The sequence below is a fragment of the Nonomuraea sp. KM90 genome (assembly GCF_052246675.1).
Classification (GTDB): Bacteria; Actinomycetota; Actinomycetes; order Streptosporangiales; family Streptosporangiaceae; genus Nonomuraea.
Map to the genome: position 1 here is coordinate 116,537 of NZ_JBQQCB010000008.1, position 24,729 is coordinate 141,265.

At 72.0% G+C, this 24,729-nt stretch carries 19 protein-coding genes; 8 read left to right on the forward strand and 11 right to left on the reverse strand.

Translation table 11 applies throughout. The features are described 5' to 3' along the window. Positions 1–4 precede the first annotated feature (4 nt). Positions 5–1,177: a ScyD/ScyE family protein gene (locus ACTWPW_RS12170; protein ID WP_443168746.1), complete on the forward strand. Its 1,173-nt coding sequence runs from the start codon at positions 5–7 to the stop codon at positions 1,175–1,177. A 12-nt stretch (positions 1,178–1,189) separates the two neighbouring features. Here the strand turns inward: ACTWPW_RS12170 and ACTWPW_RS12175 are convergent, their stop codons facing one another. Together ACTWPW_RS12175 and ACTWPW_RS12180 are read right to left on the reverse strand one after the other, a co-directional pair. Further along, positions 1,190–1,981: a maleylpyruvate isomerase family mycothiol-dependent enzyme gene (locus ACTWPW_RS12175; protein ID WP_443168747.1), complete on the reverse strand. Its 792-nt coding sequence runs from the start codon at positions 1,979–1,981 to the stop codon at positions 1,190–1,192. 76 nt (positions 1,982–2,057) lie between these two features. Next, on the reverse strand, positions 2,058–4,547 hold the full coding sequence (locus ACTWPW_RS12180; RefSeq protein WP_443168748.1) for a hypothetical protein: 2,490 nt from the start codon (positions 4,545–4,547) through the stop codon (positions 2,058–2,060). Positions 4,548–4,722: 175 nt separating this feature from the next. Here ACTWPW_RS12180 and ACTWPW_RS12185 point away from each other — a divergent pair, with 175 nt between their 5' ends. After that, positions 4,723–5,949 (forward strand): cytochrome P450, encoded by a 1,227-nt coding sequence (locus ACTWPW_RS12185; protein ID WP_443168749.1) that lies wholly within the window; start codon positions 4,723–4,725, stop codon positions 5,947–5,949. 12 nt (positions 5,950–5,961) lie between these two features. On the opposite strand, the gene ACTWPW_RS12190 is transcribed toward ACTWPW_RS12185, so the two are convergent. The 6 genes from ACTWPW_RS12190 to ACTWPW_RS12215 all read right to left on the reverse strand — a co-directional run bounded on the left by ACTWPW_RS12190 (position 5,962) and on the right by ACTWPW_RS12215 (position 12,803). Beyond that, positions 5,962–6,882 carry an RNA polymerase sigma-70 factor gene (locus ACTWPW_RS12190; RefSeq protein WP_375110923.1) on the reverse strand — a complete coding sequence of 307 codons (921 nt, stop codon included), beginning with the start codon at positions 6,880–6,882 and terminating at the stop codon, positions 5,962–5,964. 94 nt (positions 6,883–6,976) lie between these two features. Continuing rightward, complete coding sequence (locus ACTWPW_RS12195) at positions 6,977–8,146, reverse strand: serine hydrolase domain-containing protein (RefSeq protein ID WP_443168750.1); 1,170 nt, start codon at positions 8,144–8,146, stop codon at positions 6,977–6,979. Between the two features lie 44 nt (positions 8,147–8,190). Continuing rightward, complete coding sequence (locus tag ACTWPW_RS12200) at positions 8,191–8,568, reverse strand: hypothetical protein (protein ID WP_364122915.1); 378 nt, start codon at positions 8,566–8,568, stop codon at positions 8,191–8,193. Between the two features lie 154 nt (positions 8,569–8,722). Further along, positions 8,723–9,322, reverse strand: a complete 600-nt coding sequence (locus ACTWPW_RS12205) for a TetR/AcrR family transcriptional regulator (protein ID WP_443168751.1) — start codon at positions 9,320–9,322, stop codon at positions 8,723–8,725. Positions 9,323–9,395: 73 nt separating this feature from the next. Next, positions 9,396–10,253: a helix-turn-helix transcriptional regulator gene (locus ACTWPW_RS12210; protein ID WP_443168752.1), complete on the reverse strand. Its 858-nt coding sequence runs from the start codon at positions 10,251–10,253 to the stop codon at positions 9,396–9,398. A gap of 204 nt (positions 10,254–10,457) precedes the next feature. Further along, positions 10,458–12,803, reverse strand: coding sequence for a DUF4132 domain-containing protein (locus tag ACTWPW_RS12215; protein ID WP_443168753.1), 2,346 nt, complete (start codon positions 12,801–12,803; stop codon positions 10,458–10,460). Positions 12,804–12,911: 108 nt separating this feature from the next. Between ACTWPW_RS12215 and ACTWPW_RS12220 the strand changes: the two genes are divergently transcribed. From ACTWPW_RS12220 to ACTWPW_RS12245, 6 genes are all read left to right on the forward strand, one after another. Beyond that, the gene (locus tag ACTWPW_RS12220; RefSeq protein ID WP_375110918.1) at positions 12,912–13,571 is read left to right on the forward strand and encodes a TetR/AcrR family transcriptional regulator C-terminal domain-containing protein; all 660 of its coding nucleotides are present in this window, start codon (positions 12,912–12,914) and stop codon (positions 13,569–13,571) included. Between the two features lie 62 nt (positions 13,572–13,633). Beyond that, positions 13,634–16,138: an ABC transporter ATP-binding protein/permease gene (locus ACTWPW_RS12225; protein ID WP_443168754.1), complete on the forward strand. Its 2,505-nt coding sequence runs from the start codon at positions 13,634–13,636 to the stop codon at positions 16,136–16,138. Then, a complete protein-coding gene (locus ACTWPW_RS12230; protein ID WP_443168755.1) occupies positions 16,135–17,844 on the forward strand; it encodes an ABC transporter ATP-binding protein in 1,710 nt (569 codons plus the stop codon). The genes ACTWPW_RS12225 and ACTWPW_RS12230 overlap by 4 nt, the downstream gene beginning before the upstream one ends. A gap of 81 nt (positions 17,845–17,925) precedes the next feature. Next, on the forward strand, positions 17,926–18,762 hold the full coding sequence (locus tag ACTWPW_RS12235; protein WP_443168756.1) for an ABC transporter ATP-binding protein: 837 nt from the start codon (positions 17,926–17,928) through the stop codon (positions 18,760–18,762). Between the two features lie 11 nt (positions 18,763–18,773). After that, the gene (locus ACTWPW_RS12240) at positions 18,774–19,754 is read left to right on the forward strand and encodes an ABC transporter substrate-binding protein (protein ID WP_443168757.1); all 981 of its coding nucleotides are present in this window, start codon (positions 18,774–18,776) and stop codon (positions 19,752–19,754) included. Beyond that, the gene (locus ACTWPW_RS12245; RefSeq protein WP_443168758.1) at positions 19,751–21,838 is read left to right on the forward strand and encodes an iron ABC transporter permease; all 2,088 of its coding nucleotides are present in this window, start codon (positions 19,751–19,753) and stop codon (positions 21,836–21,838) included. The genes ACTWPW_RS12240 and ACTWPW_RS12245 overlap by 4 nt, the downstream gene beginning before the upstream one ends. A 33-nt stretch (positions 21,839–21,871) precedes the next feature. Here the strand turns inward: ACTWPW_RS12245 and ACTWPW_RS12250 are convergent, their stop codons facing one another. Genes ACTWPW_RS12250 through ACTWPW_RS12260 form a run of 3 tightly spaced genes read right to left on the reverse strand, consistent with a single transcriptional unit; the run spans position 21,872 to position 24,586 of the window. Next, entirely contained in the window at positions 21,872–22,666 is a 795-nt protein-coding gene (locus ACTWPW_RS12250; RefSeq protein ID WP_443168759.1) for a hypothetical protein, read from the reverse strand. After that, positions 22,663–23,487, reverse strand: coding sequence for an inositol monophosphatase family protein (locus ACTWPW_RS12255; RefSeq protein WP_375110910.1), 825 nt, complete (start codon positions 23,485–23,487; stop codon positions 22,663–22,665). The genes ACTWPW_RS12250 and ACTWPW_RS12255 overlap by 4 nt, the downstream gene beginning before the upstream one ends. 7 nt (positions 23,488–23,494) lie before the next feature. Further along, positions 23,495–24,586: an NAD-dependent epimerase/dehydratase family protein gene (locus ACTWPW_RS12260; protein ID WP_443168760.1), complete on the reverse strand. Its 1,092-nt coding sequence runs from the start codon at positions 24,584–24,586 to the stop codon at positions 23,495–23,497. Between the last annotated feature and the right edge of the window lie 143 nt (positions 24,587–24,729).

Here is a 24,729-nt window from a genome sequence, read left to right on the forward strand (position 1 = left end):
GCAGATGAAGAAATCGACACGCGGCGCCCTGGCCCTGGCATTGACCGGCACGGCGCTGAGCACACTGATACTGCCCGCGGATCCCGCCGCGGCGCGGGCAGGCGGCACGATCGAGGTGGTGGCCGAAGGGCTGGACACCCCGCGCGGGCTCATCTATGACGCGGGCAACCGCCGGGTGCTGGTCGCCGAGGCCGGCGAGGGCGGGCCGTCGGGGCCCGACGGCGGCACCTGCGGGCAGACCGGTCTCGGCGCGGTCTGGTGCTACGGGCCGACCGGGGCGATCTTCCAGTACTCCGAGCGCCGCCGGTCCGGGCGCCGGATCGTCACCGGCCTGCCCTCCACCGGGATCTACGACGACAGCGGGGCCCAGCGGTTCAGCGTGCTCGGCGTGCACGACCTGAGCCTGAGCCCGGCCGGCCACCTGCGCGCCGTCTTCGGGCTCGCCGGCGAACGGCTGTTCCGCGACCAGCTCGGCCCGGGGGCGGTGCCGCTCGGGCAGCTCGCCCGGGTCACCGGTCACTCGGGCGGCCTCGTTCCCGAGGCCGACCTCGCCACGTACGAGCAGCGGCACGACCCGCATCCGGGCGACACCGAGTCCAACCTCTACGGCCTGGACTCCGGCCCGTACGGGACCGTCGTCGTGGACGCGTCCGGCAACGACGTGCTGCTGGTCCGGCCGGACGGCGGCATCAAGGTGCTCGCCGTGCTCCCGGCCAGGGCCCCGGCCGCCGATCCGGGCGGGCTCGTCGAATCCGTGCCGACGGCGGTGGTCCGGGGCCCCGGCGGCGCGTTCTACGTCGGCGAGCTCAGCGGTTTCCCGTACCACAAGGGCGAGGCCAAGGTCTGGCGGCTGGTCCCCGGCCGGGCCCCCACGGTGTACGCCGACGGCTTCACCAACATCGCCGACCTCACCTTCGACGAGCGCGGCCGGCTGATCGTGCTGGAGATGGCGAAGGACGGCCTCTTCGACGGCAATCCCGGGCACGGCGGGGACACCGTGACCGGCCGGCTGGTGCGGGTGAACGCCGACGGGTCACGGACCGACCTGGCCACCACCGGCCTGGAGAACCCGGGCGGGGTGGCGTACGCCGGGGACGGCGTGTTCTACGTGACCAACCGCAGCACGGGCGCCGGCGACACGGGGCAGCTCCTGCGCGTCAAGGTGCCCCGCGGCTGACGCCCCCGCGGCTCAGTAGCCGGGGAAGACCCGGCGCAGCAGGTCGAGCTCGGCGGCGCCGGTGGTGACGACGTCGCCGGGGGTGTGGCGCGGCGCCAGCCGGCCGGCCACCAGCCGCAACCAGGCTTCGGCGGGCAGTTCGAGCGTGCCGTCGGGCTTGTCGGGGAGGTCGAAGTCCACGCTGATCCGTTCGCCCAGGCGCAGGGCGAACTCCGACGCGGGCTCGGTCGTGGTGACCTGGACGACCGCCTGCCGGCCCTCGAGCTGCTCGGGCTTGCCGGTCCAGCCGATGAGGTCGGGCGAGCCGTGCAGGAGCTGGTGGGTGGCGGCCGGGGTGAGCACGGCGTGCTCGTCGAAGGCGACGCGTACGTCCCACGAGTGCAGGGCCAGCTCGCTGAGCCGCATCCGCGCCGCCGTGGCCAGGTCCACCGGGGCGGGCAGGAAGCCCAGATCGATGCGCAGGTCGGTCCGGGTGGGCGCGTCGAGGGATTCGTACAGCGCGGTCAGGCTCTCGTTCGCCTGGAGGAAGCCGTCGGCGCGCTGGCGGCGCGTCATGGCGTTCCACCGGTCCCAGACGCTGTGCATGAAGTCCTGGCCCGGAGCCGGCTCTCCGTCCAGAGCGGCCCGGAGGGTGGCCCGTGTGATCTCGGCGCCGCTGCCGAGATGGCTCAGCACCTCCGAGACATCCCATTCGGCCGCGCCCGAGGGCCCGGCCAGGTCGTCCTCGCCGAATGAGGACACTGCTTCGGTGAGCACGCCGTATTCGGTACGGAGTGCGGCGATCACCGCGTCGGAGCCTGTCATACGTTCTCCCGAGGTGTGTCGGCGGCTGCGAGGGCGGGCGTCGTCGCCCGCCCTCACAGCGAACGTATCGTGGCCGTCAGACACCGAAGGCGGGCAGGGCACCGGACGTCTGAGGCAGGCGGGCGGTGGCGGAGTTGTTCCGGATGAAGCCGATCCTGAGCCGCTGCCCCGGCGAGAGGCCGAGGCTGGTCAGGGGGACGGCCGCCTCGACGACACTGTCGTTGCGGGCGAAGGTGGCCTGGCCGCGCGGGGTCCACGACCAGCCGCCGCCGCCGTGGCGGTAGAGGTTCGCGTTCTCCAGCATGAACTCGGCGCCCGACGGGTTCGTCCAGCCGGCCGCCGCGTAACCGGTCGCGGGATTGTTGTCGGTGTCGAGGAAGAACTGCTCCAGCACGTTGAGGCCGGTGCCGCGGGCGAGCAGGTACAGGTGGACGCCGTCGCTGGCCGCCGAGACCGACTGCACGTCACCGGTGCCGGTCACCAGCGGCACCGTCCCGGCCCAGTCGGACGCCGACCCGTCGATGGTGAAGCCCTGCCCGGGGGTGGGAGTCGGCGTGGGGGTGGGCGTCGGGGTCGGGGTGGGAGTCGGGGTCGGGGTGGAGGTGCCCCCCGGTACGGTGAACGCGACCGAGGCCCCGCCGAAGTTGGCGCTCCTGAACCAGGTCCAGATCTCCCTGCCCGCCATGGACTCGGGGAAGACGTGCTCCCTGGCGAACTCCAGCTCCGCCCGGTTGCCCGACTGCACCACCCGTACGGGCCATCCCCGGTTCGCCGGCGAGCCCGTGCTGGAGAACCGGAAGACGTCGCCCTGACCGGCCCCCGCGTGCGGCAGCAGGTACGCCTGGTTCAGGGACTCCAGGTAGACCCGCGCGTCCGGCGAGGTCGGCCACCACGGCTGCCACCCGGACGGCCCGTCCCGGTCGTGGTCGAAGTAGATCATCTCCTGGGCCAGGTTGAGCGCCTGCCTGGCCTCGACCATCATGAAGAACCGGTCGCCGACGAACCTGGTGAAGACCTTGGTGATCCCCTTGCCGTTGGCGCCGGCCGGGTCGTTGAAGACCGGGGTCTGCGCGGACCACTCGCCGAACGAGCCGTCCGCCAGGAAGCCCCCGTACAGGTCGGTGGGGTGCGCCCCCGCCTGGCCCGGCGCGGCGAGCCCCTGGGCGTCCAGCCAGTTCCTGGCGTCGTCGTAGATCGCCGAGTTGAAGTGGTTGGCGCCGCTGACGTCGTAGCCGAGGTAGCCGCTGCGGGTGACCACCTCGTTCATCCACTTGTGGGTGCCGGACGCGGGCACCCGGAAGTCGATGATGACCACGTTGAAGCCGTCGGCGGCGCCGGCCTGGGCGTTGACGTAGTCCTTCCAGAAGCCGCCGAAGTTGTCGCGGCTCCGGTACGTCGGCGAGCCCGGGTCGGTGTTCCAGTTGTCGGCGTATCCGGGGCTGGTGTCGTAGAAGCCCGGTATGTAGGTGTTGTAGTACCAGGACTCGGTCACGAAGACGTTGATGGCGTGGCGGTAGCGGGCGGCGAACTGGGAGGTGCCCTCGTCGGGGTTGAAGTACCAGTAGCCGCGGTTGGCCGCCACCACCTTCGACGGGTCCACCGCCTTGATCTTCTCCACGAGCTCGACCATGCCCTTGGCGGTGAACCCGAAGTTGCCCCGCGGCCCCCAGGACACCGACGGCCCGGCCCCGCCGACCGGGTCGGGGGTGTCGACGGTGTCCAGGAACACGCCGTCGTACTCGCCGTCGTGCACGATCTTGTCCACCTGGTACGTGACGAACCGCTGCCACGCGGGATCGCCGCCGTTGATGTACCCGCCTCCGTACGTGCGGTTGACGTCCACGACGCCGTCGCCGTCCTTCCAGTAGCCGCCGTACGGGTAGCGCGCGTCGGCCACCCAGGTGCCCTGCTGGTCGAGGTACCAGGGCATGACTCCCTTGCCGGCCCAGCGCAGCCGGTTGCCCCAGGAGGAGTGGTCAGGGGCGATGGAGACGCCCTGGTAGCCGGCGTAGTCGTCGCCGTAGGTGCCGTCGGGCGTCGCGCCGTGCTCGACGTCCACGTACCCGCCGGAGGCGGTGTAGTTCCACGGGTTGGGGCCGTGCAGCGGCCCCGACGGGCCCTGGTAACCGGCGGGCAGCAGGCCCAGCTCGATGCCCTTGGCGACGGTCATGTGCCCGGACGACCCGGGGATGATCGTGGGGAGCATCTCGCCCACCGAGAGGTAGCCGAGCACGATCACGTCGTCCGCCGTGCCGAGCGCGCCGTCCAGGCCGCGCTTGATCTCCTGGACCTGGGCGCTGGTGACCGACTCGAAGTAGAAGTGGTCGGCGGTCACGTTGAGCACGCGGAGCGTGGGTTCGAGCACGACGAGGTCGTAGCCCTTGAGCTGGTTGGTCTTGGCCTGGTCGAGCTGGCCGTACCAGAAGGCGACGCGGCTGTTGCGGTCGAGCGTGGGGACCTTGCCGTGGAACGGCGTGCGGCCGAGCTCGAACTGCGCCGCCGAGGCGGTCTGCAGCGGGAACAGGATCGCGGCGACGAGGAGGAGTAACAGGGGCAGGAGTCTCATGGGGGCTCCTCAGGGGCTGGATCTTGAGCTTAATAATGGAGTCCATGGAAATTAAGTCAAGACCTCAGTGCGCCGATCAGGCTGATCGGTCCTGATATCAGGGAAACCTGGATAAATATCCATTACGGGTTATAGTCAGGGCAAAATTGCCAACCTCCGGGCAAAGGTGATGGGCATGTCCCTGGGCGATCTCTACGACCCGCTCCGTACGCACCTGAACGATCCCTATCCCTTCTACGAGCGGGCACGGCGCGAGGAGCCGATGTTCTTCTCCCCGGCGATCGGCGCCTGGGTCGTGACGAAGATGGCCGACGTGCGCAAAGTGCTGCGCGACGGGCAGACCTACTCCTCGGCCAACACCCTGCGGCCGTACGCGCCGTTCCCCCCGGCGGTCCTCCAGGAGCTGGCCAAGGGCATACCGCCGCGGGAGAACTTCATCACGATGGACGGCGAGCCGCACCGGCGGCTGCGGGCGCCCGGGGCGGCGGCCCTGTCCCCCGAACGCGTCACCGCGGCCGAGCCGTACATCACCGAACGCGCCGGGCAGCTCATCGACGGTTTCGCCAAGGACGGCCGCGTCGAGTTCATGGCCGGGTACGCCAACCGGCTCCCCGTCGACGTGATCGCCCGGCTGACCGGCTTCGCGGAGGAGGACAGCACCGCGTTCGGGGACGACAGCCGGGCCGGGGCGGCCATGAGCATGGGGCACCAGTTCAGGTCGGACGAGGAGCAGATCGAGTGCGCCCGGGCGTGGGTGCGCTTCCAGCGGCTCATCGAGCGGTACGTGACCGATCGCCGCGCGGCGCCCCGGGACGACCTGATCAGCGACTACATCGCCGCGTACGCCCCGGGCGACGAACCGCTCACCGACGAGCAGACGGCGGGACTCGTCGGCCTGGTCCTGGGCGTCGCCCTGCCGGGCCACATCACCACCTCGGCGCTGCTCGGCAACGGCCTGCTCCGGCTGCTGTCGCACCCCGAGCAGTGGCGGCTGCTCCGCGAACGGCCCGACCTCGTGCCGAACGCGGCCGAGGAGATCGCCCGCTACGACACCCCCACCCACATGTTCCTGCGGGTGGCGACCGCCGACACCAGCCTCGGCGGACGAGACCTCCCGGCCGGCACCGAGGTCGCCCTCTGCCTGGCCTCCGCCAACCGCGACGAGGAGGCCTTCGAGCGGGCCGAGGAGTTCGACATCACCCGGCCGCTGCGGGCCAACGTGGTCTTCGGCCAGGGCGCCCACTACTGCCCCGGTGCCGGGCTGGCCCGCCGCCAGGTCGAGATCTCGCTACGCCTGCTCACCGAACGCCTGCCCGATCTGCGCCTCGTACCGGACCAGCGCGTCGAGTACCGCGGCACGCTGGATCACCGTGGCCCCTTCGAGCTCCACCTCCAGTGGTGAGCCCGCACCCGGTCAGCCGGGCGCGGCGGCCGGACGCGGGCGTGACCGTTCGAAGGCGTCGAGCTTGACCGGGTTGACGATCCACATGACGTGGTGGATGCCCTGCGGCGAGGCCTCGACGGTGAGCATCGTGACCCCGCTGCGGCCGCGCGGGACGATCGCGGCGGTGAGCCCGTTCACCTCGACCCACTCCATCTCGGCGCCCGGCCAGAACCTCGGGGCGAACGCGGCCAGGAACCGCGCCACCCGGAGGCTGCCCAGCAGCGGGAAGCGGGCCGCCCCTCTGAGCCCGCCGCCGTCGGAGGAGCTGACGACGTCCGCGGCGAACAGGTCCTCCAGCGCGGCGATGTCCCCCGTCCGGGCGGCGTCGATGAAGGCCCGCAGGAGACGCCGGTGCTCGCTCTTGTCGATGGGCTCGCGCCGTGCGGCGGTCAGCCGCTTGCGGGCGCGGCTGACGAGCTGGCGGACGTTGACCGGGGTGAGCTGGAGGATCTCCGCGATCTGGTCGTAGGGGTAGACGAAGGCTTCGCGCAGGACGTACGCGGCCCGCTCGGTGGGGTTGAGCCTTTCCAGCAGGAGCAGGAAGGCGAGCTCGAGCGCCTCCCCGCGTTCGGCGCCGAGCGCGGGGTCGAGGCTGGTGTCGACCGGCTCGGGGAGCCAGGGCCCGATGTAGGTCTCGCGGCGCGCGCGGGCGGAGGTGGCGACGTTGATGGACAGGCGGGTGGTGATCAACGCCAGGTAGGCCGAGGGATTGTCGACGGCCGCCCGGTCGGTGCCCTGCCACCGCATCCAGACCTCCTGCAGGACGTCCTCGGCCTCCGACGCGCTCCCCAGCATCCGGTAGGCGATGCCGAACAACCGCGGGCGCAACTCGACGAAGGCGGACGCGGCCTCGTCGAGCGCGCTCGCATGGTCCAGGAATTCTGTCTGCATGTCCACCCGTACCTTCGCCGACCTCGTCGTCAGCTAAGACAAGGCAGCCTCCCCGCTTTGTGACGGTTTTGGGGAAATTTCTTCGCCGCCGATCTCAGAGGGCGCTCCGGACCGCGTCGAAGAGCCTGGCCACCCTCGGGTCCGGCACGCCTTCCTGGATGTGGTTCATGACATAGCCGAAGGCGAGGCCGGTGGCCGGGTCGGCGAAGCCGAGCGAGCCGCCGTAGCCGCCGAACCCGAAGGCGGTCGGGCTGTACCAGAACATCCCGGGTGTGGGCAGGCCGAAGCCCGTGCCGATCCGGACCGGCATGCGCAGGACCCGGTCGACGCCGCTGACCTGTTCGGCGGTCGCGGCCGCCAGCGTGCCGGGCGACAGGATGCGGTGCCCGTCGACCTCGCCGATGAGCGCGGCGTAGAAGCGGGCCAGGGCGCGGGCGGTGCAGATGCCGTTGGTCGACGGCAGCTCGGCGTACTGCTCGGCGGGGTCGTCGTGGTTCAGCGGCGGCGTGACGACGCTCATCGCGCGTACGGTCAGCGACGTCGGATCGGCGAAGGCGGCCATCACGTCGCGCGTGGCCTCGGGGAGGGTGTCCAGGTCGGTCCCGGTCAGCGCGTCCAGGTCGACCTTCGGGACGACGAGCCGGCTGACCCGGTGCTGCTCCGCTTCCGGCAACCCGATCCACAGGTCCAGGTCGAGCGGTGCGGCGATCTCCTCGGCGAGGAACGTGCCGATGCTGCGGCCGGTCACCCGGCGGACGACCTCGCCGACGAGCCAGCCGTACGTGAGCGCGTGGTAGCCGTGCTCGGTGCCCGGCTCCCAGCACGGCCGCTGGGCGGCCAGCGCGGTCACCATCGGCTCCCACGCCAGCGCCTCGGCCGGGGTGATCGGCCGGTCAAGCACCGGCAGCCCGGCCTGGTGGGTGAGCAGCCAGCGGACCGGGAGGCGCTCCTTCCCGTTCGCCGCGAACTCGGGCCAGTAGTCGGTGACGGGCGCGTCGAGGTCCAGCTCGCCCCGCTGGGCCAGCAGGTGCGCGCACGCGGCGGTGACGCCCTTGGTGGTGGAGAACACGACCTGGAGGGTGTCGCGCTCCCAGCGGCGGCCGGTGCCCGGGTCGGCGACGCCGCCCCACAGGTCGACGACCTTGCGGCCGTGCAGGTAGACGCCGACCGCGGCGCCCACCTCCTGGCCGCCGGCCAGATTGGCCGCGAACGCCTCCCGCACCCCTTCGAACCCCGGTGCGGTCTCCCCGCCGATTTCGAGCATGCGTCATCGCCTTCCGTTGCAGCTGTGGTGTGCCGCCGGAGGCGCTAGCCGCGCCAGTGCCCGATGAGCCAGGCGCAGACCTCCGGCTCGGTCATCTCGGGAAATTCCTCGGTGAACGTGGCGAGCGCGCGCAGGGCCTCGTCCCGGTCGAGGCCGCGGATGGCGGCCGCCTTGAGGTATTCCTGGCGCGCGGCGGTAGGACGGCCTCCACCGGCGCCGCGGCCCGGCAGGCTGTCGCGCCACCGGACGATTTCCGGCAGCCGCTCGGGCCGCCAGCCGGGAGCCCCGTCGATCTCGACGTCGGGCTCGGGAAACGGGTGAGTCGAATCACCCGGGTGGCGGGAGCGCCACTTGTGCACCGCGTGCCGGCTCACCCCCAGCGCTTCGGCAATGCCGAGCACGCCGAGGTAGGACACGGTCATGGCGCACCAACTTGTCTGTCTGGCCTCCTCAGGGATCTCATTACTACCACGCCGCCGGCAGACGATACGTGGCAACGTCGTCTCGACTAGAGACGACGTTAGTGGTCCCATCAAAGGTCGTCAACAACGTGGACAAAGATTCAGCGGGCACCCGTCAGAGCAGGCGCCGCTGCACGACGTCGGCCATGACCGTGGCGACGACCCGGTCGACGGCCCCGGTCTCCGGCGGGGCGCCCTCCCGACCGGCGAAGAGCAGGTGGGCGGCGCCGATCAGCGTGAGGGCGAGCGTATCGACGTCGGCGTCGGCGGCGATGCGGCCCATCGCACGCTCCTCGGTGAGATAGGAGGCGATCATGGCCGCCCCCTCCGTCAGGATGGGAATGCCGACCGGCGTGGTCTGGCGGAGCCGGGCGCGCAGCTCGTCCCGGAAGATCAGCAGGCCGACGATCGCCACGCCGACCGACTCGAACAGGTCGATCAGCGCGCCGGTGAGGTTGGCCGTGACGGTGCCGGTGCCGGCCGCCCCGCGCAGGGCGATCGTCCGGGCGTCGATCCGGCCGATGCGATCGCGTACGAGCTCGGCCAGGAAGGCGTCGAAGTCGGCGAAGTGCCGGTGCAGGACCCCCTTGGCGCAGCCCGCCTCCGTGGTGACGGCCCGGCTGGTCAAGGCGTTCGGCCCGTCGCGGAGCAGGACCCGCTCGGCGGCCTCGAACAGCTGCCGGCGCGCGTCGCGCATGGCCACCCCTGTCGGCATACCGCGCTCTCCTTCTCCTGCCGCGCCCGTTGACGAGTGGGCGCACGCCCACTAAGGTGGGCACACGCCCACCCTAACCGAGAACGGTCCTGGGTATGTCCGGCGTGCGCGCCCAGGTGGCCGGCAGCCGGACCGCGGCCTCGGTGGTGCCGCCCTCGACCGGCACGAGCACGGCCAGCCGCTGCCGGGAGTCGCCGGTCGGGATGAAGTGCTCATAGGCGAACGTCACGGTGCCCAGGGCAGGATGCCGGAAACTCTTCACCCCGTGCGTACGCACGCTGACGTCGCGGGCGCTCCACAAGCCGCGGAACGCCTCGCTGCCGTCGTGCAGCTCGCCGATCAGCTCGGCCAGCTCGGTGTCCCTCGGGTACAGCCCGCGCGTGACCCGCAGCTGCCCCGCGGTCAGGGCGGCCATCTCCTCCCACTCGACGTAGAAGTCCTGGCCGGCAGGATCGAGGAACAGCCGCCTGGCCAGGTTCGGCCGCTGCCGTGAGCCCTCCAGGGAGAACAGGCGGGCGGCCACGGCGTTGGCCGCGAGGACGCCGAACCGGTCGTCGATCACCATGGCGGGCGTGTGGATCAGGTGCAGCATCCGCACCAGGTCCGGCCGGACGTCCTCGGCCCGTGAGCCGGGCGCCGGGAGGGGGCGCTCCCGTACCGCGAGGGCCAGCGAGCGCAGGTGCTCGCGTTCCACGTCGTCGAGGCGGAGCGCGGCGGCGATGGCGTCGAGCACCTCGGGCGACGGATGCGCGGCCCGCCCCTGCTCCAGCCGCTGGTAGTACTCCACGCTGATCCCGGCGAGCTGGGCGACCTCCTCCCGGCGCAACCCCGCCACCTGGCGTCGCGCCCCGCCGCCGGGTCCGGCGTTCTCGGGGGCGACCCGCCCCCTACGGGAGCGGAGGAATCCGGCCAGCTCGTGTCGATCTGCCACGAGGCCCAGTATGTCGGGTTTCATCGACTATGGGCAGCGCTGACCACCACCTTCCACCGGGCCGGCAAGCCCTATGAGGCACACGTGTACGAGGGCACGCCGCACGCGTTCCTCGACGTCTGGCACCGCGTCCCCGCCTGCACCGGCAGCCGACGGCGTGAACGGAGAGGCGACGTCGGCGACCAGCCGCGTGCAGGGGGGTGGTCAGCCCTTGATCTGCCTGACGATGCTCTCGTCGGTGATCTCGGTGTCCCTGGCGAGGAGCAGGGCCTTGCTGAGGATGAGCGCCAGCCGGTCGTCCTCCTCGAAGGGCAGGAACAGCCGCTCGTCGCGGTCGCGTGCGGACACGATGCACAGGTAGACGTCGCCCGGCTCCATGAGGATGTTGCCGCTGCCCAGATGGATCTTGTAAGTGCGCAGGTCACCACGCACGACCAGGAACCGATCGCCCAGGACGCAGCGGTCGGCGACCGACGTGCGCGGCAGGATGCGGGCCAGCGCGTCGCGGCGCACCTCGCCCGAGGGCTGCAGCGGGCCGAAGGAGGTCTCGCGCCAATAGTCGAGATGGCGGTCGTGCCCGCGATCGGCCCACTCCGGATCGGCCGCGATCGAGGTCACCGCCACGAACAGGTCCACGTCGCGCATCGCCTCGCTGAACACCAGCGGGGGCACCTCCGCCAGCGGCGCCTCCTGCCAGCCCTCGGCGCCGCGCCGGTGGAAGCGCACCTGGTCGGTGGTGGCGTATTCGCCCGGTTCGTCGTACAGGTAGTCGTGGTAGAACGACACCCGCCACCGGCCCTCGGCCAGCACCCGCCTGGCCTCCCCCGCGTCGCCGCCGTCCCACGGGCCGAGCATCCGCGTCTCCCAGGCGCGTGCCTTGAACATCGCGTACAGGCGGCGGTAGTCGACGACGTGGGCGGCGAACCGGTTGGAATAGGCGGCCGTCTCCTCCTCCGCCGGGGTCAGCGGGTAGACCTCGCGGAACGCCTGCTTGAACGGCTGCCTGAGCCGCCTCTCGGTCACCGCCTCCCGCCAGCGGCCCGCCTCCGCCACCGTCGCGCGCGCCGGATGCCACAGCCGCACCCGGTCGCCGGTCACCTCCAGCGCTTCCGGGCCGCCCAGCACGGCCCGCCACTCGCCGGGCGCCACCTCGACCTCCCAGATCAGCCGCGCCGCCATCGAGCCGGCGATCGGATGCTCGGCCACCTGCCCCCGCCACATCGCGTACGGCAGCGCGCTCTCCCCCGCGAACCCCGCCTCCAACGCCCTGGCCAGCGTCGTCAGCTGCCGCCGCACCTGCTTGACCAGCTCGCGCAGCCGCTTGACCTCCTCGGGATGCTCCTTGCGCACCGCCGCGGGCACGCTCTTGAGCTGCCGGTCGCCCTGCCACCAGGTCAGCGCGAACTCGCCGCCCTCACCGGGCGCCACCACCGCCCGGTGCTCTCCCAGCGGCACCTCCAGCCGCCCGCCCGGCCCGAACCCCAGGTCCGGCATGCGGAAGGCCACCTCGACGCGGTCGGCCAGCCCCGGCTCGGCCCGCTTGATCATACGGTCGAGCTGCTTGACCACCCCGGCGTGCCGGGTGGCCGCGCGGGCCGCGCGCAGCGCCGTGAGCGCCTCCGGGGTCGGGAACCGCTCGACCGCGCGGCCGATCTCGAACAGCAGCGCCTGCGACGGCAGCGTCTTGGCCGCCGTCGGCGCGACCGCGACCCGGCTCAGCAGGCTGCCGATCAGCTCGGGCAACCATGGCTCGTCGCGGAACAGCGCCAGGCGTGCGGCGCGGCCGAGCGCCGGCACCTCCGCCGCGGTGAACGCCTTGTCGGCGCGGTAGGGCAGCTCGCCGGCGTGGATCGCGGCCAGCCTGGCCTCGGCGGCCTCCAGCGCGGCGCGGGCGAAGCTCACGTAGCCGGGCAACTCCGCCAGCCGCTCCCAGGCATCGGGGAGCTCGGGCGGCGACCCGTAGGAGCGGGGCCCGATCTCCGCGACCAGCGCCCGGCCGGCCGGATCGAGGCCCAGCACCAGGTCGCGCTCGGCCGCCGCCAGCGAGGCGGGCTGCTCGTCCGTCATCACCGTCACCTCTTCCATCCCGGCCACCCCGGCCACCCCGGCCACCCCGGCCACGGCCAGCAGCGCGTACGGCGTCTCGAGCCGCTCGTTCGCGACCATGAATTCGGTCAGGACGCGCGCGAGACCGGCCAGCTCTCCGGTCTCCTCCCCGCCCGGCGTCCGCAGCAGCGCCCCCGCCGCCAGGCACATGTCGGCCCACTTGCGTTTCTCCAGGCGGTCGACCAGGGCTTCGTAGAGCGCGCGGCGCGACTCCCGGGTGAACTCCGGCTGCCGCTGCCTGACCTCGTCCTCCACGGCGCACCGCATCGAGAAGGCCGGGCTCCCGGTGCCCGGTGTGCGGTAGGCGAGGGGCAGCAGGTGGCCCAGGTCGGTGGCGGTCAGCCGGGAGGGCTGCGGCCACGGGTCGGGATGGCCGAGATCGGGCTCCGTCAGATAGCGGTGCACCCGCCGGGCCTCGGGGGAAAGCGCGTGTGTCACGTCCACGGGTCAGCAGCCTGCCGCATGCCACCGACAAATCCCAGGGGCGCGCGACCCTTGCGCCCCCCGGATCGTTCTTCTAAGTTAGGGCCCGTAACTAAGGGAAGGTAACCAATGAAAACCGGCGGACGCACGGCCAGTTTCACGCTCCAGGACGTGATCGAGGCGGGCGTGCGGATCGGCCTGACCGACCTGTCCATGCAGGGCGTGGCCGACGCGCTCGGCGTCACGGCCGCCGCCGTCTACCGCCACGTACGGAGCCGCGCGGCGCTGGAGAGCCTGATCGGCGAGGCGATCCTCGAGGACCTGCACCTGGTCGACGACCCGGCGGAACCGGCCGCTCGCCACCTGGTCGGCTTCGCGGTGCAGCTGCGCGGCTTCACGCTCGCCCACCCGGGCACGGCCCGCTATCTCCAGCGGCTGTTCCCGCGCGGGCCGTCCGGCATCCGGCTCCTCGAGCACGAGATCACCGCCCTGGGCAGGCGCGGCTACGACCCGGCCGCGGCCACCGCGCTCACCTCCGCCGTCGCCACCCTCACGATCGGCGCCACCGTGGCCGAGCAGGAGCGCGCGGCGGCCCACCTCGAGACCGAGGCCACCGACGCGGCACTGGCCGCGATGGCGGGCTCGGCGCTCATCCGGCAGGCGCAGGCGGGCATCCCGGCACACACCCCGGAGGACTACTTCGTGTTCATGCTCACCGCGACCGCCGAGGGGCTGGTCGCCCAGCTGCCGCCCGGCAAGCCGATCACGATCCCGAGGATGTCGTCCTGAACGCCAGAGGGTACGGCGGCGCGATCGCCAAGGCGTTCGGGGCCCAGGATCACACGATCACCGTGGCGGCCGTCCGGGACGTCACCCCGCACTTCCGCCGCATCACGTTCGACGCGCCGACGTTGTTCGACGAGCATTCGATCGAGCCGGCCGCCTGGGTACGCCTCTGGGCGCCCGACCCGGACCGCCCGGGCCGCGAGCACCAGCGGGGCTACACGCTCGTCGACCCCGATCCGGACCTGCGGCAGGTCACCCTGGAGTTCCTGCTGCACGAACCGGCGGGCCCGGCCTCGGCGTGGGCGCGCGGGGCCGGCGTCGGTGACACCGTCTCCGTGACGAGATGGGCCTCCACCCACTTCGCCGCGCCCGACCCGGCCCCCGAGGGCTACCTGCTGATCGGCGACGCGGCCTCGCTGCCGGGGATCAACGCGATCCTCGCCGCCGTACCGGACGCGACACCGGTCGAGCTGCTGCTGGAGCAGTTCCACGAGGAGGACCGGGAGATCCCGATCACCCCGCACCCGGCGTGCGCCGTCACGTGGTTACCGTCCGGCGGCGACCCGGCCACGCTCGCCCGCGCGATCGGCGAGCGGGACTGGTCGAACTGGTACGCCTGGGTCACCGGCGAGACGGCGACCACCAAGCAGGTCCGGGCCCGGCTGAAGGAGCTCGGCTTCCCCAAGCCGGACGTGCACGGCCGGGCGTACTGGACCAGGGGCAAGGCCATGGGCGTCGACCGCGAGCGCCCCGCCGAACCGGAAAGCGCCGTAGACGGCGAGCGACCCGACGACCAGGTGCGGCCTGAGAAGCTGGAGCGGCCTGAGGAGCAGGGGCCCTCGCGGAAGCCGGGCTCGGGCCGGTGGCGGTCGCGGGCGGGGGCGCGGCTGCTGGCCCCGCTGCGGACCCGCCTCCTGGCGGCCGGCCTCCTCCAGGCCGTGATCTCCCTGCTCCAGCTCGCCCCCTACGTCCTGCTGGCCGAGCTGTGCCGCAGGCTGCCGGCCGGCGAGGGCGGCCTGTCGGAGCTGGGCGTCCTCGCCCTGATCCTGATGGGCGCGGGGACGACCCTGGCGGGCCTGCTGGTTGTGGCGATGCACGTGCTGGACGCCCGGTTCGGCCACCAGGTACGCACGCAGGTGGTGAACAAGCTGTCCCGCTTCCCCCTGGGCTGGTTCAGCGCCCGCAGCTCCGGCCGGATCAAACAGGCCGTCCAGGACGACGCGGCCGACCTGCACTACCTGGTGACCCACGCGGTGCTCGACGTCGTGGCGGCCCTGGTGACGCCGCTGGCCGTGCTGGCGTACCTGTTCTCCGTCTCGGGCTGGCTGGCGGCGACCCTGCTGGTCCCGCTGCTGGTCTTCTTCGTCCTGACCGCCCGCATGGTCCAGAGCTCGACCGCGCAGCTGGCCCGGTTCACGGAGTGGGAGGCGCGGGTCGGCTCGGAGGCCATCGCCTATCTCGACGGCCTGGCCGTGGTGCGGGCCTACGACTCCGGCCCGGCGGGCGGGTTCCGCGCCACCCTCGCCGAGCGGGCCCGCTTCCTGGACGCCTGGCAGCGACCGCTGTCGAGCCGCAAGACGCTGGTCGAGCTGGTGACCCGCCCACTCACCTCGCTGGTGCTGATCATCGTGGCGGGCGGGCTGATGCTGGCGGGCGGCCTGCTGACGGCGGTGGACCTGCTGCCGTTCCTGCTGCTCGGGGTGACCTTCGGCAGCCAGTTGCTGGCGGCGGCGTACGGGATGGGCTCGGTCCGGGAGGCGCAGGCGGCCGCCCAGCGGATCGGCCTGCTGCTGGACGAGCCCGAGCTGACCGAGCCGGACCGGCCCCGCTCCCTGGCGGGCGATCGCCACACGGTCCGGTTCGAGAACGTCGGGTTCGGTTACGACGGGCGGCCGTCCGTACTGGAGGGCATCGACCTGGAGCTGGCGCCCGGCACGGTGACGGCGCTGGTCGGCCCGAGCGGCGCGGGCAAGTCCACCCTCGCCGCGCTGCTGGCGCGCTTCCACGACCCGGCCGAGGGCCGGATCACGCTCGACGGCGTCGACCTCGCCGACCTTCCCCTGGCCGAGCTCTACCGCAAGGTCGGCTTCGTCTTCCAGGACGTCTCCCTGGTCCAGGGCAGCGTGTACGACAACATCGCGCTGGCCCGGCCCGGGGCGAGCCGCGAGGAGGTGGAGCGGGCGGCCAGGGCGGCCGGGATCCACGACCGGATCACGCGGCTGCCCGAGGGCTACGACACGCACGCCCGGCTGTCCGGCGGCGAGGCGCAGCGCGTCACCATCGCCCGGGCGCTGCTGGCCGACCCCAGCGTGCTAGTGCTGGACGAGGCGACCGCCTTCGCCGACCCGGAGTCGGAACACCAGGTGCAGCGGGCACTCAGCCACCTGGTGGCCGGCCGTACCGTCCTGGTCATCGCGCACCGCCTGCACACGATCGCCGGCGCCGACGCCATCGTGGTGCTCGACGGCGGGCGCGTGGTGCAGCGGGGCACGCATCCCGAGCTCCTCGCCGTGCCGGGGCTCTACCGCGAGCTGTGGCTGGCCGCCCAGCCGAGTGAGGTTTCCACGTGATCCTGGACCTGATCGACGACCGCCGTACGGTCACCCGCTACGCGGCCCTGCTCGCGGCGAGCGCCGTGATCCGGGCCGGGGCCATGCTGAGCCTGGTTCCGCTGCTGTCCGCGCTCTTCTCCGGCGGCGCCGCGCTGCCCTGGATCGCCACGCTGGCGGTGCTGGTGGCCGCGGGCTGGGTGCTGGACCACCGCGTGGCGGACGCCGGGTTCACCATCGGGTTCCAGCTGCTGGGCGGCCTGGAGCAACGGCTGGTCGACCGGCTGCGGCGGACGCCGCTGGGCTGGTTCACCGCCGAGCGGAAGGGGGAGGGCCGGCGGGCGCTGACGTCGTCCGGCCGCGAGCTGTGCCAGGCGATCGCCTGGCTGGTCACCCCGGCCGCCAACGCGCTGCTCACCCCGGCGCTGATCGGGCTCGGCCTGCTGCTGGTCGCCCCGGCCCTGGGGCTGGTCGCGCTGGCGGCGGTGCCGCTCCTGCTGGGCACGCTCTGGGCGAGCATGCGGCTGGTCCGGGCCGCGGACGACTCCTACGCCGCGGCCTCGGCGGAGGCGGGGCAGCGCATCGTCGAGCTGGCCCTGGCCCAGCGCGCGCTGCGGGCGGCCGGCCGGGCCGGCACGGAGGGGACGGCCATCGGCCGCGCCCTGGCCAGGCAGCGCACGGCGGCGCTGCGGCTCGTCGGGTACGGCGTGCCGGGGCAGCTCATGTTCGGCCTGGCCACGCAGGCGGTCCTGCTCGGCCTGGCCGCCACCGCCGTGCTGTCGGAGCTGACCGCGCCCGAGGTGGTCGGCCTGGTCATCGTCGCGGTCCGGTTCATCGAGCCGTTCACGACCCTGGCCGAGCTCTCCCCGGCGCTGCAGAACCTGCGCGGCACGCTCGCCCGGGTGCGGGCCCTGCTCGGCGCGCCCGTGCTCGACGGCTCGGTGCTCGCCCCCGATCCGGGCGCGCCCGCGCTGGAGCTGCGCGACGTACGGTTCGGCTACGAGCCGGGGCCCGCCACGATCGACGGCGTCTCCTTCACCGTGGAACGCGGGACCACCACGGCCGTCGTCGGCCCGTCCGGCGCGGGCAAGAGCACCCTGCTGGCGCTCATCGCCCGCTTCCACGAGGTGGATGCCGGCGCCATCCGGGTCGGCGGCCACGACGTGCGCGACTACGACCCGGCGGCGCTGATGGCCCAGCTCGGCATCGTCTTCCAGGACGTCTACCTGTTCGAGGCGAGCCTCCTGGACAACGTCCGGCTGGGGCACGCGCGAGCGAGCGACGAGCAGGTCCGGGCGGCGGCCTCGGCGGCCCGGCTCGACGAGCTGGTCGAGCGCCTGCCCGACGGCTGGGAGACCCGGGTCGGCGAGCGGGGCGCCACCTTGTCCGGCGGCGAGCGCCAGCGGGTCAGCATCGCCCGCGCCCTGCTCAAGGACGCGCCCGTCCTGCTGCTGGACGAGGCCACCGCCGCGCTGGACACGGGCAACGAGCGGGCCGTCGTGGGCGCTCTGGAGGCCGGCGGGAAGGAGCGGGCGACGCTGATCATCGCGCACCGGCTGAGCACCATCGCGCGCGCCGACCGGATCGTCTTCCTGGAGGGCGGGCGCGTGGTGGAGTCGGGGACGATGGCCGAGCTGCTGGCCCAGGAGGGCAGGTTCGCGGCCTATTGGCGGCAGCGCGAGCAGGCGGCTGGCTGGACGCTCACCGAGGTCCCCGTCGCCGAGTAGGAGGGCCCGCCGGACTCGATCCGGCCGATCGGGCATACCCCGCCATAGCGTCCGAAGCAAGGTTAGCCTAACCTAAGCTCCATGACCGAGGAGATCTCCCTCCGCGGCACGGAGCTCTGCCTCAGTTACCACGGCACCACCGTGGTCGAGGACGGCCGCATCGCCCTGCGGCCGGGCCACGTGACCGCCCTCGTGGGCCCGAACGGCAGCGGCAAGTCCACGCTGCTGCGCGCTCTGGCCAGGCTGCACCGCCCCGACAGCGGCGCCGTGACCCTGGGCGACGGCGCCGGCGCGCTGGACCTGTCGGCGCGCGACTTCGCCCGGCGGGTGACGCTGCTGGCGCAGAGCCGGCCCACGCCCGGCGGCGTGCAGGTGCGCGACGTCGTCGAGTACGGCCGCCACCCCTACAGGCGGCGGTGGAAGGCCGCGGACCCCGCGGGCGCCGCGGCCGTCGCCAGGGCGATGGAGCTCACCGGCGTGACCGCGATGGCCGACCGGCCCGTGGACGAGCTGTCCGGCGGCGAGCTGCAGCGCGTCTGGCTGGCCACCTGCCTGGCCCAGGACACCGGCGTCCTGCTGCTGGACGAGCCCACCACGTTCCTCGACCTGCGTTACCAGGTGGAGCTGCTGGAGCTCGTCCGCGACCTGGCCGACGACCACGGCGTCGCGATCGGCGTCGTCCTGCACGACCTCAACCAGGCCGCCGAGATCGCCGACCACGTCGTCCTGCTGCACCGGGGCCGGGTCCGCGCCGACGGCCCGCCCGCGCAGGTCCTCACCGAGAGCCTGCTCACCGAGACCTACGGCCTGCGGATCGAGGTCAGCCAGGACCCCCGGACGGGCACCGTCATCACCCGCCCCGTAGGCCGCCACACCAGAAGCATTTCCACCAATTCGACCGTCCCAGCAACAACATGACAGGAACCAGCATGCGCAGTGCCCTGACGGCCATCGCCGCAATCGTCGCCCTCGCCGCCTGCGGCACGACCGAGGCACCCGTACCCGAGCAGGCCCCGTCCAGCGGCACGGCGTCGGCCGCGCCCGCGGCGGTGACCGTGACCGACGGCCGCGGCAAGGAGATCAAACTCGACGCCCCGGCCACCCGGGTGGTCAGCCTGGAGTGGGGTGAGACCGAGATGCTGGTCAGCCTCGGCGTCATGCCCGTGGGCGCGGCCGACGTGAAGGGGTACGCCACCTGGGTCACCGCCGCCGGGCTCGACTCCTCGGTCAAGGACGTCGGCACCCGGCAGGAGCCGAGTGTCGACTCCATCAGCGCGCTCCAGCCCGACCTGGTCGTCATGGAGTCCGACGACGAGGAGCTGGCCGCCCAGCTCGAGAAGTTCGTGCCGGTGCTCGTGGCCAAGGGCAGCGACGCCACCGACAACCTCAAGCGCATGCGCGACGACCTCACCATGATCGCCACGGCGGTCGGCAAGACGGACGCCGCCGCCAAGCTGATGTCCGACTTCGACGCGGCGATGACCGCCGGCAAGGAGAAGATCGCCGCCGCGGGTGCCGCGGGCAAGCCGTTCGTCATGGCCGACGGGTGGAAGCAGGGCAGCACGATCTCCGTCCGCACGTTCGGCGAGGGCTCGCTGGTCTCCGAGGTCGCCACCCGGCTCGGCCTGAAGAACGCCTGGACGGGCAAGGTCGACGACCAGTGGGGCCTGGGCACCACCGACGTCGAGGGCCTGTCCGTGCTCAAGGACCCCGACATCCGCTTCTTCTACAACGCCTCGGACGGGGTCGACGTGTTCGCCGACGGGCTGGCGGGCAACGCGATCTGGAAGTCGCTGCCGTTCGTGAAGAACCAGCAGGTCACCAAGATTCCGAATGGAATCTGGACCTTCGGTGGCCCGCTGTCCTGCCGGCAGTTCGCCGACATGATGGTGAAGGCGTTCACGGGTTGAGCACGGACGTCCTGGCCCCGGCACCGCCCGGGACGCCGCTGCGGCGGCTGGGCACCGCCGGGGTCTTCCTTCTCGCGCTGGCCGCCACCCTCCTGGTGGCCGCCGTGCACGTGACGCAGGGGACGTCGTCGGTCGGCGCGCTGGACCTGCTGGCGCTGCCGTTCGGCGGCAGCGACGAGGCCGCCCGCGTGCTGCTGGCCTCCCGGCTGCCCCGCCTGCTGGCCGGCGTCTGCGTCGGCGTCGCGCTCGGCGTGGCGGGCGCGCTGCTGCAGGCCATCGCCCGCAACGCGATGGCCTCGCCGGACACGCTGGCCGTCAGCTCGGGCGCCTACCTGGCGGTCGCCGCCGCGGCCGCGTTCGGGCTGACGCTGCCGGTGCCGGTGTCGGGCGCGCTCGCCCTGGTGGGCGGGCTGGCCGCGGCCGCGCTGGTGATGGCGCTGTCGGCGGGCGGGCGTACCGGGACGACCCGGCTGATCCTGGCCGGCTCGGCCACCGCCCTGGCGCTCAGCTCCCTGACGAACCTGCTCATGATCCTCTTCGAGCAGGAGACCACCGGGCTGTTCGCCTGGGGCAGCGGCTCGCTCGTGCAGAGCGACCTGGACGCCGTCACCCAGCTCGGCCCGTTGATCGCGCTCGCGCTGGCCGCCGCGATGGCGGCCGGGCCCCGGCTGGACATCCTCGGCCTGGGCGACGACACCGCCACCGTGCTCGGGGTGAACGTGCGGCGGCTGCGCCTGTGGCTCACCCTGCTGGCCGTGCTGCTGGCCGCCGCCGCGGTGACGATCGCGGGGCCGATCGGGTTCGTCGGGCTGTGCGCGCCGGTGATCGTCCGGCTGCTGCCCAGGTCCATCCCCGGCCTGCACCGGAGCCGCACGATGGTGCCCCTGTCGGGCGTCGCGGGCGTGCTGGTCGTGCTGGGCTCCGACATCGCGCTGCGCGCCGCGCTCGGCGCGCAGGCGGGGGTGGAGGTGCCGCCCGGCGTGGTGACCACGGTGCTCGGCGCGGCGGTGATGATGTGGCTGGCCCGCCGCTATCGCGACGCCGGGCCGACGCGCCGGCCACCGGCCGTGCGTACGGGCGCGACCCGATCGCGTACGGCCTTCCTGTCCGTGGTCGCCGTCTGCGCCGCCCTGCTCGCCGGCGCGCTGCTCCTGGGCCTGCTCGGCGGGGACCGGTGGCTGCTGACCGGCGACGTGGTCAACTGGCTCCAGGGGCGCAGCGGGCGGGCCCTGACCTTCGTGCTCGACCAGCGCTGGCCGCGCGTGCTCGCCGCCGTACTGGCCGGGGCGGCGCTGGCGGTGGCCGGGTCGGCCGTGCAGGCCGTGTGCCGCAACCCGCTCGCCGAGCCGGGCGTGCTGGGCGTCACCGCCGGTGCGGGCGTGGGCGCGGTCCTGCTGCTCACGCTGGTGCCGCTGGCCGGCATCTGGCCGATGTCCGTGGCGGCCGGCCTGGGCGCGCTGATCGCGTTCGCCGTGGTGTACGGGCTGTCCTGGCGCGGCGGGCTGGACTCCGACCGCCTCGTCCTCATCGGGGTCGCGGTGCAGGCCGCCTGCACCGCCATCACCGTCCTGATCATCGTGCTGTCCGACCCCTGGAACACCGCCAAGGCCCTGACCTGGCTGTCCGGCTCCACGTACGGCCGCGTGCCGGCCCAGCTCGTCCCCGTCGCCCTGGCGCTCCTGCTCACCGTCCCGCTGCTGGCCTGGCTGCGCCGGGACCTCGACCTGCTGTCGCTGGACGAGGACACCCCGCGCATCCTGGGCGTCCCCCTGGAGCCGGTCCGGCTCGGCGCCCTCGCCTGCGCCGTGCTGCTCACCTCGACGGCGGTGTCGGCGGTCGGCGTGATCGGGTTCGTCGGCCTGGTGGCCCCGCACGTGGCCCGCGCGCTGGTCGGGACCCACCACGTCAGGGTCCTGCCGGTGGCCGCACTGCTCGGCGCGCTCCTGGTGAGCCTGGCCGACACCCTCGGGCGCACGGTGATCGCCCCCGCGCAGGTGCCGGCGGGGCTGGTGACGGCGCTGCTCGGCACGCCGTACTTCGTCTACCTGCTGTGGCGCGCCCGCGCCCGGAGCGAGGCGAGCTGAACCCGGCGACTGCCGGCCCGGCGAAAAGGGGAATCATCTCGCTTCTTCGCGCCTCCGCAACGCCTGACCGAAAACGAGACGCACTTCCGTGCACTCCCCTCGCGAGAACCTGGCCGAAACGATGACCACGAAGGCACGAGAGCGCCGCGCGCACCGGATCCCGGTGCGTTTGACGAACTTCCGCGTGGACAGCCGAACCAGGTCGCCGAACAGATAGTCCGCGGTCGCCGCTGTGCCATATGTGGTGAACCCTGCGCACAGGATGGACCGGTAACGCCGGCCACTCTGCCCATAGTGGTACGTGACGATGATCAAGCCGTGGTCGGTGGCCGGATATCCGTCGGCGATGTGCGGATCGAAGTCCTTGACCTCGAACCTTCTTCCGTCGTGGTCGGCGATCTCCAGGGTGTCGGCCACGTCGTCGAAGGAGAAGCGCTGTAGATCGTGCACCAGCAGGAAGTCGTCCAGCATGGCCACGGCCGCCTCGTTCTTGGCCGGTCCTCCGAGGATCACGAGGTCCCGGTCGAGCCGGTTACGGATGAACCCGCTGAGATGGATGTTCACGTTCTTGCGAGGGTAGAGCGAGGCCAGTGCACGTACGCAGCTCGCCACCGCACGCACCTGTCCATATCCCGTCAGCGGGCGACTGGCGGGCACCCCGTGTACGGCCTCGGTCACCGACGAGGTCGTCAGGACCAGATCGATGGGCGCGGTACGGGAGAACTGCAGGAGCCTGCGCCCCCGCTGGAAGCGCTCCAGCCAATACCAGACCGCCGCGGCGACAGGTAAGACGCCGACCACGGAAAGGATCAGGCTGGCAGTGGTCATCGCCCCTCACGCATGCCGTCCTGCGGCCGGAGGTTGACCGCGGTCATGACTTCCGCGAGCAGTTCCGGCGTCCGGGCCACCACGAGGTCGAACTCGATGGGGACGATGTCCGCCGGGCCGGTCTCGCACGGAACGGCGTACACCGAACAGCCGGCCTCCGATGCGACCAAGGCCGCGGCCGCGAAGTCCCAATACATCAACCCGTACTCGAAGAAGGCCGCCCAGGACCCTGTCGCCACCCGGCAGATGTCCACGGAGGCAGCGCCCTGCTGCCGAGTGACCCAGCCCGTGGCGAAGAGGTTGTGCAGGGCGTCGGACATGCGGCGGGCCACCGCCTGCCCGTCTTTGGGAACTCCGAATGCGGCAATCCGTTGAACGGCGGGCGGACTCTCGCCGACGATGGCGCGTTTGTCCAACAAATCGCCGTTCTGGTATGCCCCCTCACCGGCCACGGCCTTGAAAAGCTGCGTCAAACGAGGCAGGTAGACCATGCCGATCAACGACTGCAGGGTCGCCGCGTTCACCAACGACACGCAGATCGCGAAATCTCCGGCCCCGGCGATGACATTGATGGTCCCGTCGATCGGATCGACGATCCAGCACAGGCCCGAACGCCCCAGAACCCTGCCCGGATCCTCTTCGGACATTATCGGCACATCCAGGATCGCCGGCAGCGCTTCGGCCAGGTAGGCGTCTATGCTCTTGTCCATATTGGTCTGTGGATTGTCGGTCGCCCGCGTCACCCGCACATCGGCCACCCGGCCGGTGGGCGCCTCGGCCAGCACCTCTTCCAGTTCCTTCGCGATCCGCAGCAAGTTCATCGTTGCTCTATCTCCGTCGTTTCCCTGCAAGAACCTGTCGTGTATCCGCGGCACTCGATTGACCTACCTGATCGTGAATCCACCGGTACGTGAATCGAATGCCGTCCAGGAGAGAGACCGAAGGCTGCCAGCCCAGCCGCCGTGCTGCACGGGAGATGTCAGGGACTCGGGCGTGTACGCCAGTGGGTTGCGCTTCGTCGTACCGAAAGGGCGCCTCCAGGCCGGCCACTGCCGAGACGAGCTTCGCCAGCTCCGCCACGGTCACGAGTTCGCTGCTCGCCAAGTTCGTCGGTTCGGCATCGCCCGACTCGGCCGCCGCGGCCAGCCCACGTACACAGTCGTCGATATAGAGGAAGCTCCTGAGCTGCGCACCCGTGCCCCACACCACAACGTGGTCCGACCTTCCCAGGGCCACTTCGGCGACCTTACGGCAGATGGCGGCCGGAGCCTTCTCCCTGCCTCCGCGCCAGGAGCCGTGCGGTCCGTAGACGTTGAACAGCCGGACCATCCTGACTCCGAGATCGCTGGATCGGGCCGCATAGCGACATAATCGCTCGGAGAACAGCTTCTCCCAGCCATACCCTCCTTCCGGGTCAATCGGATGCGCCAGCTCCTCGCTCAGCGGCGACGGGGTGAGGCCCTGCAGTATCGCGGGATAGACGCAGGCGGAGGAGGCGTAGACGAAAGACCGCACCTCGCCTTCGATGGCAGCCCGCAACAAGTTGACCGTCATCACCACGGATGAGGCGCAATCCCAGTCGTTTCTGCTGATGTAGGCGATGCCACCCATGTCGGCAGCGAGATGATAAATCACATCGACGTCACGAGCGAGGTCCCTGCACACGGCCGGATCTCTGAGATCCGCCACGACATTGCGAATGTCGAACCGTTGCCACCAATTCGCCAGCGGCTTGATGTCGGCCCCTGTTACGGAGTAACTGGAATCCAGTAGCCTCCTGACCATATGTCCACCAATGAAGCCTCCAGCCCCTGTGACCAAGGCTTTTCCGCTCAAGGTGGGCCCCGTCCTCGTCGTCTGCCACGCGACCGTACCGCCAGCATACGCCGCACAGTGAAGCCGTCCAATTTTCGCGATCAAATGGACGGGATACCGCTTTTCGGAGGGTCCGCATAATCATCGGCAATCCGAATTAAAGGACCGACCGGGGCGGGCTTTGGGGTGGCGGATGGCATGGTCCAGCCGTCGGACGAGCGCGTCAGCTCCAGGGCTACCGCGCTCAC